Origin of the sequence: Breznakia sp. PFB1-19 (genome assembly GCF_029893935.1) — a bacterium.
Taxonomy (GTDB): Bacteria; Bacillota_I; Bacilli_A; order Erysipelotrichales; family Erysipelotrichaceae; genus Breznakia; species Breznakia blatticola.
This window is the reverse complement of the sequence record NZ_JARXXJ010000032.1, coordinates 1-15693: the sequence shown is the minus strand read 5'-3', so window position 1 is coordinate 15693 and position 15693 is coordinate 1. Positions and strand designations below refer to the sequence as shown.

The following is a 15693-nucleotide window of genomic DNA, read 5'->3' as shown; positions in this document are numbered from 1 at the left end:
TCAAAACAAAGTAAAAGCCTGATTACTAATGTGTAACCAAGCTATATAGAATTCTTTATTTATTTCGCCTGTCTACTTGACAGGGGGTACATCACTATCTTGGTGGTGGTGTCTTTTCTTAGTAATTGCTAGAACATAGACAATATTCGATATATGTCACATAGTATATACATAAAAAGTTTGATATAATAAGCGCACGGGAGAGTGTTTATGAAAGGAACTATATGTTAAAACTAAAGAAAATTAGAAAGTCATACAAGACACAAGATTTTGTTCAAGTTGCTTTGGATGATGTGAGTGTGACATTTCGTGATAATGAATTCGTGGCGATTCTAGGACCAAGTGGTTCTGGGAAAACAACGATGTTAAATATTATTGGTGGGCTAGATCAATATGAAACTGGGGACTTAGAGATTGATGGAATATCCACTAAAAAATATAAAGCTTCAGATTGGGATACATATCGAAATAATCGTATTGGCTTTGTTTTCCAAAGTTATAATCTAATTCCACACCAAAGTGTACTTGCAAATGTGGAACTTGCATTAACAATTAGTGGAGTGTCAAAAAAAGAAAGACATAAACGCGCGCTAGCAGCTTTGAAAGAGGTTGGCCTAGAAGAGCATGTAAAAAAGTTGCCAAGTCAGTTAAGTGGTGGACAAATGCAGCGTGTTGCCATTGCGCGTTCATTAATTAATAATCCAGAAATACTATTAGCAGATGAACCTACAGGAGCATTAGATACAAAAACAAGTGTTCAAGTAATGGACTTGCTTACGAAAATTGCGAAAGATCGTTTAGTTATTATGGTTACGCATAACCCTGAATTAGCTGAGGATTATGCAAATCGTATTATCAGTTTGCGTGATGGGCTGATTGAAAGTGATACCAATCCAGTTACGCCAAAAGAAGAAGCGGATGTAAAAACCGCAAAGAAGCCTAACCGCGTAAATATGTCTTTATTTACTGCATTATCACTATCATTTAGTAACTTGCTATCCAAAAAAGGAAGAACCTTTATTACTTCGTTAGCAGGTTCGATAGGAATTATTGGGATTGCGGCAATTCTCGCATTAGCTAGTGGAATTAACGCCTATATTGGTGATATTGAAGAAGATACCATGAGTGTATATCCTCTTACAATACAGTCGTCAGGAATTGATATCACAAGCTTTCTAAGTAATGCTCCAAGTTCGCAAGATGATGATTCAAGTAAATCAAAAGGAGAAATCGGAGTAAACAATGTTTTTGAAACAATGTTTAGTGCGCAAAACAAAAATGATTTAAAATCATTAAAATCGTATATCGAAACAAATGGAAAAGATATTGATCCTTATATAAAAAGTATTCAATATACGTATGACGTAACACCACAAATTTATCTTGAAGATACCTCTAAATCCATATCACAAGTAAATCCAGATGCACTTATGTCAAGTTATGGATTTTCTTCGACCTCTGGAATGAGTGCAGTCATGGGAAACAGTGCCTCAATGATGAATAACTTTTATGAACTTCCAGGTGATAGTAGTATGTTTGAAGATCAATATGATATTAAAGCGGGTAGATGGCCAAAAGCGTATGATGAAGCCGTTATGGTTTTGTCTTCAAGCGGTAGACTGTCAGATTACATGTTGTATACATTAGGTATTAATGATCGAGAACAATTAAAAAATATGCTAGATGCTTTTGTGAATGATCCTTCTAAAACAATAGACTTGAGCAAGGGTGCTAAAGATGTTAGCTATGATGAAATTTTAGCAACCAATTTCAAAGTAATTAATCCGACCCAAAAGTATGTATATGACAATGAATATAACGTATGGTTAGATAAATCAGATGATCAAGCACATATGAAAAATGTTGTTGCTGATGGAGTGAATTTAAAAATTGTTGGTGTTGTTCAAGCAGACCCAGATGCAAATGTCACATCATTATCAATGGGAATCAACTATACTCCTGAACTCATTTCATACTTAATAGAGGATGTTAAAGATGAAAAAATCGTTCAAGATCAACTAGCTAAACCAACAATTAATGTATTAAGTGGCAAGTCATTTGTTGCTGAAACTGAAGAAAATCGTCAAAATCAGTTCGATATGAGTTCTTTGTTTTCTGTAGATGAAAACGCGATTCGCTCTGCATTTAATATTGATACGAGCAAAATAAGCTTTGATACATCTAATATTTTTAATGTGGATATTTCACAAGTTCAACCCCCAGAATTGGATTTGACTACACTTAGTCAACAAATGGCTGGGCAAGTGCAAATACCAACGGATCAACTTACTGCAATTATGACTGGTGTTATTCAAGATTTTATCAATGAACAAATTCAAGCAGGTGTTACAGATCCTATCGTGTTTATGCAAAATCTAAATGAATATCTAAGTCGTCCTGCTGTTCAACAAAACATTGCTAGTCAGTTACAAAGTGTAATTGGTGATTCTCAAGTAAGCGAGCAATTAACTACCATTATTCAAAACTATATTACTACATCGATGCAAACCTACATGAATCAATTGATGCAGTCTGTCCAAAGTCAAATTCAAGTACAGGTTGATGCAACGATTGCGCAACTACCATATCAACTACAAAGTGCTTTATCTATTGATACAAATGCTTTGCAAAATGCGTTTAAGATTAATGTAACAGAGCAAGATATGGCTGATTTAATTCAAGCGATGATGAATCCTAAAGAATCGTCATTTGAAGCAAATTTACGTACATTTGGATATGCAGATAAAAATGCACCAAATCAAATAAATATTTATCCAAAGGATTTCACCACAAAAGAAAACATTATTAACTTCTTGGACACATACAACGACAATATGAAAAAAGCAAATCAGGAAACAAAAGTAGTTCGATATACAGATTTAGTAGGAACATTAATGTCTTCGGTTACTGATATTGTCGATACAGTAAGTTATGCGTTAATTGCATTTGTGGCAATATCATTAATCGTTTCGAGTATTATGATTGGAGTTATTACATATATCTCTGTACTTGAACGAAAAAAGGAAATAGGAATCTTACGAGCAATCGGTGCAAGTAAACGTGATATACGTCGTGTCTTTAATTCTGAGACGTTAATTATCGGATTTACTGCTGGTGCCATTGGTATTGTTGTGACATATATTATTAGTGCAATTGCCAATGTTATCGTCTATGATGAAATTGGTATTGCTAACATAGCACAATTACAACCAACTGCAGCACTAGTACTCATTGGTATTAGTATGTTCTTAGCCTTTATTTCCGGATTAATTCCTGCTTCAGCAGCAGCTAGAAAAGATCCAGTAGAAGCACTAAGAAGCGAATAATATATAGTTTTACTAAAGCGATGTATCTAATGATGTGTTGCTTTTTTAATACATTCTTTTATATAGGTTCATGAAATATATATATTTGTTAACGATGGAGAATACGTGTATATTTAGACACAGAGTTTTGGGGGGATTACGTGGAAAAAGATACTGTTGCACATTTAAAAAGAAATCGAATGTATGGATTATCGAACATTGTTGAAGGAGTACTAGTAGGACTAATTGCCGGGTGTGTAGTTGCAATGTATCGAATTGCATTGAATTATGCAGATACACTACGCAATCAAATAATTCAATTTATCGATGGAAATTGGCTACTTATGCTTTGTTGGATGATAGGCTTACTAATCTTAGGCATACTTGTCTATGTATTCGTAAGATTTGAACCTCTGATTTCAGGAAGTGGAATTCCACAATTAGAAGGTGAGATTGTTGGTGCACTTGAGCAGTCGTGGTGGAAAGTTGTGTTTGCAAAGTTTGCTGGGGGTCTAATGTCTTTATTTGGAGGATTGGCACTAGGAAGAGAAGGTCCATCTATACAATTAGGAGCAATGATGGGGAAAGCTACAGGCAGTGTAATAAATAGTAGCAAATCACGACAAAGATTTTTACTTACTTGTGGAGCAAGTGCAGGATTATCAGCAGCATTTCATGCACCACTAGCAGGTGTTTTATTTTCGATGGAAGAAGTACATAAGAACTTTTCAATTTCCTTGTTAGTGGGTGTAATGGTCTCATCTTTATCAGCAGATATGTTAGCATCATGGATGGTAGGAGAAGCTGTTGTATTTCAAATACCAATTGTAGAAAACATTCCTCACAGTAGTTATGGATATATTGTATTACTTGGAATTGTTCTTGGTGCTTGCGGTGCATTTTACAACTGGTTCACTTTGCAAATACAAAGTTTGTATCAAAAAATGACAGGCATTCCAGAAGTGGTGAAAATGTGTTTCCCGTTTGTAGTTGCTGGTTTACTTGCTTTTAGTAAACCTGAATTACTTGGTAGTGGACATAATTTGGTGGAAATGCTAACAAGCAAAGATATGTTTCTTTCTTCAATGATATTCATCTTCATTGGTCGCTTTCTATTTTCAGCAATTAGTTTTGGTTCAGGAGCACCCGGAGGAATCTTTTTCCCTCTGTTGGTGCTTGGTGGATATATTGGTGGAATTTTCACAGATATTGCAAGTACTTACATGCATCTTGATATAGTGTATATAAATAATTTTGTAGTTCTTGCTATGGCGGGATATTTTGCAGCAATTGTTCGTGCACCACTAACTGGAATTATCCTGTTATTTGAAATGACTGGATCATTAAATCAAATGTTATCTTTATCAGTGGTTTCAATAACTGCATATGTTATAGCAACCTTACTTGGTAGTGAGCCAATTTATGAGAGTTTACTTGAACGCCTACTACATAAACAAGGGAATGTTGCAGATCAACCAACATATAAACCTGGTGAAAAGGTAATTGTTTCTTATGCAGTAGAAGCAACTTCGTATGCAGATGGTATGTGCATTAAAGATGTTGATTTGCCTGAACACTGTTTGATTGTTAGTATTCAACGCGGTATTAATGAAATTATTCCAAATGGGGATACACAAATATTGCTAGGTGATTTGCTACTGGTAATGACCTCAAAAGAGTTACAACAGCAAACGGACAAACGATTGCGTAAGCTTACACAAGAGAGAAAATAAGTAAATAAAAGAAAACTTCGTACACCAATGTGCGAAGTTTTCTTTTATCTAAAATATACGTATGCTAAAATAAATATATATAAATGAAAGGTAGGATTTGTAATGAAAGATCCAAATCAAGCAGTAGAAGAGTTGACACTTATGCTTATGTATTTAACAAGCTTTAGCGAAACAGTAATACCTGGGTATCCAGATGATATACGATCATGGAAGGGCTATCCATTTAGTGTAATGGATAAACTTGCAAATGATGAACTTATCTATCAAGGAAAACGTCCAAGCAAGTCAAAATCTATTTCTTTTAATGATGAAGGATTAGAAAAAGCAAAAGAACTGCTTAAAGAATACGATATTGCAGATTGGGAAAGTGAGGGTTAATATGATTACAGTAAAACCAACTGAAAATCTCTTAGGGGTCACAATTTCTGGTAATTATCGTGACTTTTCTGAACTTGTAGATGCAATGCACAACATTACATGGGTCGAAGATGATAAGGATCCATATAATGGTGTATCACTTCAGGTGCTTGGACTATGTTATGATATGCGCCACGCATATCAAGGGGATCGCGAAATCACTAAAGTAAGTGAAGAAGTTATCGGCGAAGATAGAGAACCATGCAAAGAAACAACAATAATGTACAGTTTTAATATTATGTTTCCTCAAGCGATTTTTTATGCATTTGCTGCACCGAAACTCGCTGAATATGCAAGAGTATTAGTTACAGATAAAGAACCAGAAGATATGTATCAACCAACCTATTCATATGCAAATTATCTTGCAGATAAGGGGTTGATTAATTATTTGAGTGGAAAGATATTAGAAGCAGTTCAAGAAGTGATTGGATTAGAAGCTTGCAATAAATTAATTCGTTCATATGAAAGAAATGTTGTCCACTACAGAGATTACTTAACGTTGTATGTAGATAGATGTAATATTGAATTTGAAAAAACGAAAGTTGAAAAACGTCCAATGAAAGTTAGGACAATAGCAAACCGCTTTATCAAATTTCCAGATGCTTATTATGGAATGTACATATCATTTACAAAAGCAGCTGAAAAATACGGTTGCAATATCTATAACTTAACAGATAGTACTTTAGAGTATTCGTCTGAGGATCCTATTTGGTGATAACATACAGATGATAATTGGAAAAATGACTAAGATACTATGAATAAACACGCGAAATAAATTGTTGCATATTATTGCATATAGTATAATAAACGAAAGGAGGATTCTTATGTTTTGTCCAAAATGTGGATTTGATGCACAAGATGCAAACTTCTGTGCCAAATGTGGTGCGGATTTGTCCAATATTCAAATTGGTGGAAAACCAGAAATAAATAAAGAAACCGAAATGCCAACAAATCAAAAGGTAGATAAAGAGGTTGTCTTATGGGAAGGAAAACCCGAAGGACTTGGTGATAAAGCAAAGATGATTTTCAATGATACACGGTATAAAGTAACAAATGAAAGAATCATTGTGACTGATGGATTGATTGGAAAGAAACAAGTTGAAGTAGAACTTCGTCATGTTAAAGACATCCAAGTAAAACAATCCATCACAGATCGTCTAGCAAAAGTAGGAGATATTACAGTTTATACAACCGATATTACAGAAGGTACGCTAGTACTTACCAATGTGCTAGATGCATTCACTGTAAAAGATATCATCCGACGTGCAGTTTTGGATATTCGTGATTCTGTAAACGTACAATATCATGAAAGAATCTAAGTGAGGGGATATGGACCAATTGGTTCGTATCTCTTTTTAGTGAATAATTACTTTGTATTATATGGAAAACAAAGTAAAATGAAGTGGAAAGAACGAGGAACATGTATGAAACTAGTAGATTATATGACATCTTTAAATAAAGAAGATGCTTATGCACAATATGAATATGTAATTACAAAACCAAAAGATTATACTCAAGTTACACGTAAACAAATGGCTAATGAAGTTTTGTCATACTATGAAGCATTTACAGAAACTGATTTTGAGATGTTTTTTGATTATGAAGAGTATCGAATTATGTTTCAATTACTTGATGGCTATTATGAGATAAATGCGTTAGATTTACCTTGTTATCGATTGATGAATAAGTTAGTTTGTATGAATGAAAATGAATTAAATTCAAATGATCGCAATATTACATTATTTGAGGAATTGTATCCAATATTAGAGAAGTTTGTATCCAAAGAAATGCCTAGTGATAGTTTTCTTAAAAATAGTGAAAGATTTTTTATTACAAATGGATTAATGTTTTCTCAAGGAGTTATGCCAGAAAAAGATTTAGTAATTGTACTTGCTGAATTGTTAAATGAAACAGAAAATAACATTGAAACTTGGCTAGATAATAATCAAGCTTTGCGTTTTGTTATGCATATGTATGAAAACCCAACTCTTTTTGAAGATTCACCACGTTTCTATGTACATCATACTATTGAAGACGAATTTCTAAGTGTATTAGATGCACGCGAAGCACTAGGTTCCTTTGCAAATATGTTGCTTACAATTGATGAATATATCATCTTAGGAAAACATCAATTATCATTATTTGAACCAACCGTAAAAGATTATGTGAGTTTTATTTTTGAACAACAGTTTGTAATGCCAGTAGAGGAAGCTTTACTAGAACTGTTTATCAATATGTCTGTATTTACAAATGACTCGGAAAATATCCTAATGAGTATCCAAAATATTTATGAAACTTTTGGTCCAGATGATAAACAAGAAGAGTTTATAAAAAAGATTACTGAAGCATTTATGCACTCAGTTTCGCCAAGTTTAGGTGGTCATACTCCAATCAGCATTATGGATGAATTAGATTCTATGGACAATACAAAGCAAACAGATGCGCATCTTAAAAAAGAAGATGCTGACTTATTTTATAAGTTGTATTTTGCATTGCTAGAGTATACAAACAACAAATACAAAATCAATGAGGAATTGAAACGTATCTACAAACAAAAACGATTAGTTCCAAATCAGTTGTTACCAATTTCAAAATATTTGTTTGAACATCGCGATATCATTGATGATTTCGTTGATGAAAACCCTTATACATTTACAAATGAAGAACTTGCTATTGTCGCTGGATTCAAACAAGCAGTTACTGGCTTTTTTACGTTGTATGATTTTGAAGAAACTTATGCAGTTATTGCTGATGAAAAACATAGGTATGCAGTAGTGGGTGTTGAAGTAAATCTAGATAGAGTTTATCAAGGTAGATTACCGGTTTTTGTGCAAACAAATTTACTACCATTTAGAAATGTTATTATATATGATGGTTTATTATCTGAACTACCTATTCAAATGAGTTCAAATGTAATAGATACGCTTCAAACAATAGATGATTTACCGCTTATAAAAAGTTTTCTTAGAGTGATGAACTAAATGGAAAATATAGCAAAACGTGTTGCATTTCTATGCGTACATAATTCCTGTCGTTCACAAATTGCAGAAGCACTCACTAAAAAATATGCAGGTGATGTAATTGAAGCATATAGCGCAGGAACAAAGATAAGAGATAGTATAAATCCAGATGCAGTTCAAATTATGAAAGAGTTATATGATTTAGATTTGACTAAAACACAATATCCTAAGTTATTACAAGATATTCCAACAGTTGACATCATAATCACAATGGGATGTAATGTAGCGTGTCCAAATATACCTGGTGTATATGTAGAAGACTGGGGCTTGGATGATCCCAGTGGAAAAGGGTTAGATGAATTCGCTGCTACAGCAAAGTTGATTGAGCAAAAGGTTAACGATTTAAAAGATAGAATCATACGAGGTGAATTACCATTGTGAAACTTATAGATTATTTTCTTTTCCATAAAAGCGGTTAATGTTATAATTTCTTATAGAAAACATAACGATTTAGTTGTGAATTCGAGCGATAAGATGAGGAGATATTAAATGAAAACATTGTATTCGGGAAAAACAAAAGATGTATTAACTGATGATGCTGGACGTGTATTCCTATTCTTTAAGGATAGTGCAACTGGTGAAAATGGAGTATTTGATCCAGGAAGTAACACAGTCGGAGGAAGTGTTGAAGGTAAAGGAAAAACTGGTTTGAAAATAACAAGTTATTTCTTTGAATTAATGGAAAAACACGGAATTCCAACACATTACATTGGCTCTGATATTGATGCAGGATTGATGGAAGTGCGTAAAGTTACTGTGCCACCATTAGAATTTGTACTTCGTTACTATACTGCTGGTAGTATGTGTCGTCGTTTTACATTAGAAGAAGGAATTCCTTTTGAACCACCTTACTTAGAAGTAACTCTAAAAGATGATGAACAAGGTGATCCACTAATTAGCGAACGTTTATGTTTAATGAAAGGGTTCTTACAACCTGGACAATACGATGAAGCATTAGCTGTACTTGTAAAAGTAGGAGAAGTTCTACGTGATGAAGTTGCAAGTATGGGATATACATTAATCGATTTCAAGATTGAACTTGGATATGACGAAAATGGAAAAGTCGTTGTGGCTGATGAAATCACACCAGACATTTGGCGCATTAAAGATGAAAATGGAAATATTCCAAACCAAATTGAATGTGCAAACATGTTACTAGAAAAAATCGAAAAATAGTTGTACGAAAACATTACTTACATATGGGTAGTGTTTTTTAAATTTCTATCCATGATACATACGTTTTCGGCATTGCCGAATTTCGTTCGAAATAGGGGAAAAGCATATACAACCAGGAAACAAGGTATGATTTTTTATATTAGTTTATTTAACTAATAGAGTAGTAAATATAAGTAGTAAGATATGACGGGTTTCTTGTTGATTCCGTCATTTTTACAATCCAAGCAATGCACACTGCATAAAAATAAAGGATGTTTTTGGTATTTTTTTAACGAATGTCAGGGAAACATATCGCTTGACTGTAGGAAAGGTAAGTGATACATTTGATATAGGTTAGACAAGACTAACAATTGTCAATAGAAGGAAAGGTATGGAGAATGAAAAAAATACTAATTACAGTTATAGCAATGTTATTTGTTGTTGCAGGTTGTACAAATACAAGTAGTAGTGATAAAGAAACAGGAAACAGTGATGGTTCTTGGCCTGTAGTTGTCAAACATGCATTTGGTGAAACTACAATTGAAAAGAAACCTGAGCGTGTCGTAAGTATTCAATGGGAAAACCAAGATGTTGCTTTGGCATTAGGTGTAGCTCCTGTAGCGATGTCAGCACCAGCTTATGGACTGCATGATGATCAAAAAATGCGTCCTTGGACACAAGACGCTTATGATACATTGGGTGTAGAACCAATTATATTCAATGATGGAGATGGACTTGATTTTGAAGCCATTGCAGATGTAAAACCGGATGTAATTCTAGCAGCATATGCAGGTTTTTCGAAAGAAGATTATGAACTATTGAGTCAAATTGCCCCAACGATTGCATATGAGAAAACACCGTGGATGATTACATGGCAAAGTCAAATTCTACAAGATGGAAAAGGGTTGGGTCTAGAAAAAGAAGGAAAAGCACTTGTAAATGATTTAGAAAAACAAATGGCAAGTGAAGTTGAAAAGTATCCAGAACTCGAAGATAAAAGTGCAGTATTTACTTGGTTTAATCCAGAAGATACATCAAGTTTCTTCGTTTATGGAACAGGTGAAACAAGAGCAAGCTACTTGCAAGATTTTGGTTTAACATTACCAAAAGCAGTTAAAAGTATTACTGATGATAGTGATGTATTCTATGCAACAGTAAGTGCAGAACAAGCAGAAATTTTAAATGATGCAGATATTCTAGTTATTTATGGTGATAAAGATATCTTAGATGTCTTGCAAAAAGATACACTATTATCAAAAATACCAGCAATTGCTAATGGGGCAGTAGTTGTACTTGATGATACAACAGATTTTGCGACAGCAAATACAACACCAACAGCTTTATCGATTCCATATGGGATGAAAGATTATGTAAAACTACTTGGAGAAGCCGCAGCGAAAGTGAAGTAAGAAATGAAAAAAAGAAGCGTATATGTTTATACAATTGTGATACTTATAGCACTATGTATTAGTGTGATGTTATCGCTAGCATTAGGTTCAAAGAACATTCCAATACGGGATGTTCTTCATCATGTCCTTAACGCTTCAACGGATAGTTTTAACGGTGCAATTATTCAACAGAGAATGATAAGAACAATGTTTGCTTTGCTTGCTGAAGCAGCACTAGCAGTATCGGGTTTATTGATGCAATCACTCACACGTAATCCGGTTGCTGATCCAAGTATACTCGGAGTAAATAGTGGAGCAGCACTAGCTGTCGTTGCTGGGATTACATTTTTTCATATTTCAAGTGCACAGCAGTTTATCATCTTTGCGATACTTGGTGCAGCTATCACTACAGCATTTGTTTATATGATTGCCTCAGTAGGAAGAGAAGGTGCAACACCTATGAAACTTGCACTCGCTGGAGCGGTTAGTAATGGAGCAATTGCTTCATTAATTAATATGTTGGTGCTCCCACAGGCTCAATCCTTAACAAATTTCCGTCACTGGCAAGTTGGAAGCGTTGTGGGTGTCAGTTGGGATAATATTTTGATGCTATTACCGTTTTTACTACTTGGCTTTGCTTTGGCAGTGTACGTTGCTCCATCATTAAATGCACTTGCACTAGGTGATGAAATGGCTACTGGACTTGGTGTAAAAGTCAAAAAAATACGGTTTTTAACTGTACTATCCTCAGTTATACTTGCTGGATCAATTACAGCATTAGCAGGACCCATTGCTTTTGTTGGACTAATGGTTCCGCATGCACTACGATTGTTGTTCAAAAACAATGTAAAGGTATTAATCCCTTTATCGATAGTTACAGGAGCTACTTTATTATGTGTTGCGGATACTTTAGGTCGACTTATTGCTCAACCAGCAGAAGTTGAAGTAGGTATACTTACAGCACTTATTGGAGCACCAGTCTTTATTTATGTGGTGATTAAATCGAAGGTGAAATCATTATGAGTAATTATACAGAGAACAAGGTTCGTGCTGGTTATGCACGACGTAAAAGACGCGCAATACTTGCAACCATATCTTTAGTGCTTATCGCTATTGTGTTGATGTTATTGATGTTAATGCTAGGAAATACAAATTATTCACTGACAACTATAGTTGAAGTGCTATCAGGAAAACAAATACAAGGAGCTAGTTTTGCAATCGCTACGATTCGTTTACCACGAATGCTTGCAGGAGCATTTACTGGTTTCGCTTTAGGTTTAGCAGGTAGCGTATTTCAAAAGATGCTACGTAATATGCTAGCAAGTCCCGATATTGTAGGAGTTAGTGCTGGGACAAGTATGGCTGCAGTATTCTGTATTCTTATACTTGGAATTAGCGGCTTTATGGTATCTTTTATTGCATGTATTGTCGGACTATTATGTGCATTACTAATTTATGCACTTTCCAATATTGGTCATTTTTCAACTTCACGATTTGTACTTATCGGAATTGGAATGCAAAGTGCAATACAAGCGGTTATATCCTATATGATGGTACGTGCAAATCAATATGAAGTTACAGGAGCAATGCGTTGGCTCAGTGGAAGTTTGAATGGAATTCAAATGAAAAGCATTCCGTTACTAGCTATTGTTGTGATTGTCTTTACACTTATTATCCTACTAAGTGAAAGAAATTTAAATATCTTGGAACTAGGTGAAGATTTAGCCACTGTACTTGGTGTGAATTTGCGTATATCACGTATTATTTTAATTGTGAGTGCGGTTTGTTTGATTGCCTTTGCGACAAGTGTTGGTGGACCGATTGCTTTTGTCTCATTTTTAGCTGGACCGATTGCATTACGCCTAGTTGGAGCAGGTCGTTCATATGCATTTGCTTCTGGACTAGTTGGTGTAATTTTAGTACTAGCCGCTGATTTACTTGGACAATTTGCTTTTAGTACAAGATTTCCAGTTGGTGTGATTACTGGAGTGATTGGTGCTCCATATTTACTATTACTACTTTTTGGAAAAAGCCGTAAGAAAGGAACGTTATGAAACAACATACATTACAAGCAAATCATATCGTTGCTGGATATGATAAAAAGATGATTTTAGATAATGTGAGTGTAGATATTCCTGATGGAAAGATTACAGTCATTATTGGCAGTAATGCAAGTGGAAAGTCGACATTATTAAAGACGTTTGCCCGATTGCTTCCAGTAAGTAAAGGCGACATTAGTCTTGATGGAAAAGATATACATACCATACCAACAAAAGAACTTGCACAAATACTAGGTTTGCTACCGCAAAGTCCAGTTGCACCCGAAGGAATTAGTGTTTCTGATTTAGTTGCACGTGGACGTTTTCCATACCAAAAGTTTATGGGTGGTATGAGTGATGAAGATACTAAAGTAGTTGTAGATGCTTTAGAAATGATGGGAATTGCTGAATTAGCAGATCGAAGCATTGATGAATTATCAGGAGGACAACGGCAACGTGTTTGGATAGCAATGTCACTTGCACAAGATACGGATATTCTATTTCTTGATGAACCAACAACGTATTTAGATATCACATATCAATTAGATATACTTGAGTTATTGAAACGATTAAATGAAACACATAAGACAACAATTGTTATGGTGTTGCATGATATCAACTTATCAGCTCGATATGCAGATCATATGATAGCTGTTAAAGGTGGAGAGATTGTCGCACATGGGACACCAAAAGAAATTGTTACTGAGGATACGATTCAGCATGTATTTGGACTAGATTGTATGGTTATTGAAGATCCAGTCGCAAAAACTCCAATGATTGTGCCAAAAGGAAACTACTTTACAAATACGTAAATCTAACAGTGTATAAATGAACACTGTTTTTTTTCGTAATATACAAAAGAGAGAAATCAAAACACATGATATACTTTATATATTGATTAAAACCACTGATACATATATTATGTATGCTGACTGACAACAAAATGAGGGAAGAAAATGAAACGTAAAGAGAAGGTAAAAGAGCATCTTAAACATGCGAGTATATGCAACTTGATTGTGAATCAAGATTCATGGAAAGTTCATTTAGCAGAAATGAATCAACAATACATATGTTTTCAATTTGATAATAAGAAAGATATTCCAAAACTTGCTAATAAAGATGATGTGCAGGTTCATGCTATATATGATCATAATGAATTAATTATGCATGGAAAACTACAATATATAGACGATACAAAAACTACGTTTTGTCTAATTCAAGTTAGAGTTTCGTTCTATACTAGTGGCAAGTTAGATTTTACCTATGACTTTCGCGACATTGCATAAGCAAATATTTGACCTACATATTGCTTCATCGCTACAAACCAAGTAGAATAGATACGGCTATAGAAAGGTGTATATTTGATGAAACATTCATTACAAATAAAGTATTATGCAATCCAAACAGTATATTGGCTAGTAAATCTTTGTACAACTGCTTTTATTGTGCCAATATTGCAAGCACAAGGCTTTCAAAGTATGCATATTGGAATACTTTTAGGTGTACGAGCATTAAGTAATGTGGTTTTTCAACCATTGGTTGTCCGCATCTTAGAAGTAAAGCGAAAGAACGTATCACTAAATCAACTCATCATCTTACTATTGGGTTGCAGTATATTATTAACACTCATTCAAATGTTGGATCCATCATGGATGATCATGTTACTAGTATTTATTGGATATGGTGTTTTCACTTTTGGTATTTCAAGCTTTATCGATGCAATGTATGTACTTTACGCACATGAAGGAAAACAAATCCAATATCCGTTTGCTAGAGGACTTGGATCATTAAGTTTTTCAATTGGTGCATATGTATTTGGTCTTGTTAGTTTCTTACCATTACTATTATGGGCGCAACTTGTACTGATGATGGTTCTTATCATACTGGTATTGATTATAGAACCAATTTATCAAGTTGCTACTGCAGCAGATGATACATCCATTAAAAATAATCAAATTATCAAAGAATATCCACTTTTATTTTTCTTTTTAATTGCAACGACACTATCATTTATTGGAAAAGAGATGTCAGGAAATTTTTTAGTCGATGCATATAGCGCAGTTGGTGGTCAAACGAGTGATTACGGACTAGGAATATCTATTATGGCATTTGTTGAGCTACCTGCAGCTTTATTTTTTTCACGTATACTAAAGCGCGTGGGAATTACGCGACTGATGCTTATTTCTTTCTTTTTCTCAAGTATTCGAATTCTTATTTTATGGCTTGCTAGTGATGTATTGTATTTACATGTAGCCCAAGTTTTCCAAATGCTAGGTGCAGGCTTGTTTTGGGCGGGTAATGTACAGTTTGTGCGATATCTCTTGCCTGCAAAATATGCAGTTCGCGCACAAACGTTAATTGGAATATGCTATTTAGGAATTGCTGGAGGACTTGGAAGTATGTTAAGTGGATGGATTGTTCAGCAAACAAATATCACAACTTTATTAGGGATATCATTTGTTTTCTCGTTGCTTGGTTGTGTAACATACTTTATTGGTATGCGTACACAAGAAAAGTTCTAATAAGATATCCACAAAAAAGAGGTGCTTTGAGAACTAGCGGGGTTTTAGACAAAAGTTATAAAGTATAGAGGGGTCAATCTTGACCCCTCTATTAGTTTAAAGCCATCAGTTCAA

14 protein-coding genes are annotated in these 15693 nt (G+C 34.4%); all 14 read left to right on the top strand.

Features of this window, described 5'->3' with window-relative positions; all coding sequences use genetic code 11:
• The first annotated feature begins 224 nt into the window (after positions 1-224).
• The 14 genes from M2098_RS10725 (at position 225) to M2098_RS10660 (ending at position 15579) form a co-directional block, all read left to right on the top strand.
• The gene (locus M2098_RS10725) at positions 225-3326 is read left to right on the top strand and encodes an ATP-binding cassette domain-containing protein (RefSeq protein ID WP_280684326.1); all 3102 of its coding nucleotides are present in this window, start codon (positions 225-227) and stop codon (positions 3324-3326) included.
• Positions 3327-3466: 140 nt separating this feature from the next.
• Entirely contained in the window at positions 3467-5038 is a 1572-nt protein-coding gene (locus M2098_RS10720; protein ID WP_280684328.1) for a ClC family H(+)/Cl(-) exchange transporter, read from the top strand.
• A gap of 102 nt (positions 5039-5140) precedes the next feature.
• Positions 5141-5416 carry a DUF6429 family protein gene (locus tag M2098_RS10715; protein WP_280684330.1) on the top strand — a complete coding sequence of 92 codons (276 nt, stop codon included), beginning with the start codon at positions 5141-5143 and terminating at the stop codon, positions 5414-5416.
• Position 5417: 1 nt separating this feature from the next.
• On the top strand, positions 5418-6170 hold the full coding sequence (locus M2098_RS10710; protein WP_280684332.1) for a hypothetical protein: 753 nt from the start codon (positions 5418-5420) through the stop codon (positions 6168-6170).
• A 109-nt stretch (positions 6171-6279) separates the two neighbouring features.
• Entirely contained in the window at positions 6280-6774 is a 495-nt protein-coding gene (locus M2098_RS10705; protein WP_280684334.1) for a PH domain-containing protein, read from the top strand.
• A 105-nt stretch (positions 6775-6879) separates the two neighbouring features.
• Complete coding sequence (locus M2098_RS10700) at positions 6880-8436, top strand: hypothetical protein (RefSeq protein ID WP_280684336.1); 1557 nt, start codon at positions 6880-6882, stop codon at positions 8434-8436.
• Positions 8437-8856: an arsenate reductase ArsC gene (locus M2098_RS10695; RefSeq protein WP_280684338.1), complete on the top strand. Its 420-nt coding sequence runs from the start codon at positions 8437-8439 to the stop codon at positions 8854-8856.
• A 108-nt stretch (positions 8857-8964) separates the two neighbouring features.
• Positions 8965-9651 carry a phosphoribosylaminoimidazolesuccinocarboxamide synthase gene (locus tag M2098_RS10690; RefSeq protein ID WP_280684340.1) on the top strand — a complete coding sequence of 229 codons (687 nt, stop codon included), beginning with the start codon at positions 8965-8967 and terminating at the stop codon, positions 9649-9651.
• A 377-nt stretch (positions 9652-10028) separates the two neighbouring features.
• Positions 10029-11039, top strand: a complete 1011-nt coding sequence (locus tag M2098_RS10685) for an iron-siderophore ABC transporter substrate-binding protein (RefSeq protein ID WP_280684342.1) — start codon at positions 10029-10031, stop codon at positions 11037-11039.
• A gap of 3 nt (positions 11040-11042) precedes the next feature.
• Positions 11043-12041 carry an iron ABC transporter permease gene (locus M2098_RS10680; RefSeq protein ID WP_280684344.1) on the top strand — a complete coding sequence of 333 codons (999 nt, stop codon included), beginning with the start codon at positions 11043-11045 and terminating at the stop codon, positions 12039-12041.
• Positions 12038-13072: an iron ABC transporter permease gene (locus M2098_RS10675; RefSeq protein ID WP_280684346.1), complete on the top strand. Its 1035-nt coding sequence runs from the start codon at positions 12038-12040 to the stop codon at positions 13070-13072. The genes M2098_RS10680 and M2098_RS10675 overlap by 4 nt, the downstream gene beginning before the upstream one ends.
• A complete protein-coding gene (locus M2098_RS10670) occupies positions 13069-13869 on the top strand; it encodes an ABC transporter ATP-binding protein (RefSeq protein WP_280684350.1) in 801 nt (266 codons plus the stop codon). The genes M2098_RS10675 and M2098_RS10670 overlap by 4 nt, the downstream gene beginning before the upstream one ends.
• 144 nt (positions 13870-14013) lie before the next feature.
• A complete protein-coding gene (locus M2098_RS10665) occupies positions 14014-14343 on the top strand; it encodes a hypothetical protein (protein ID WP_280684352.1) in 330 nt (109 codons plus the stop codon).
• Between the two features lie 78 nt (positions 14344-14421).
• Entirely contained in the window at positions 14422-15579 is a 1158-nt protein-coding gene (locus M2098_RS10660; RefSeq protein WP_280684354.1) for an MFS transporter, read from the top strand.
• Positions 15580-15693 lie beyond the last annotated feature (114 nt).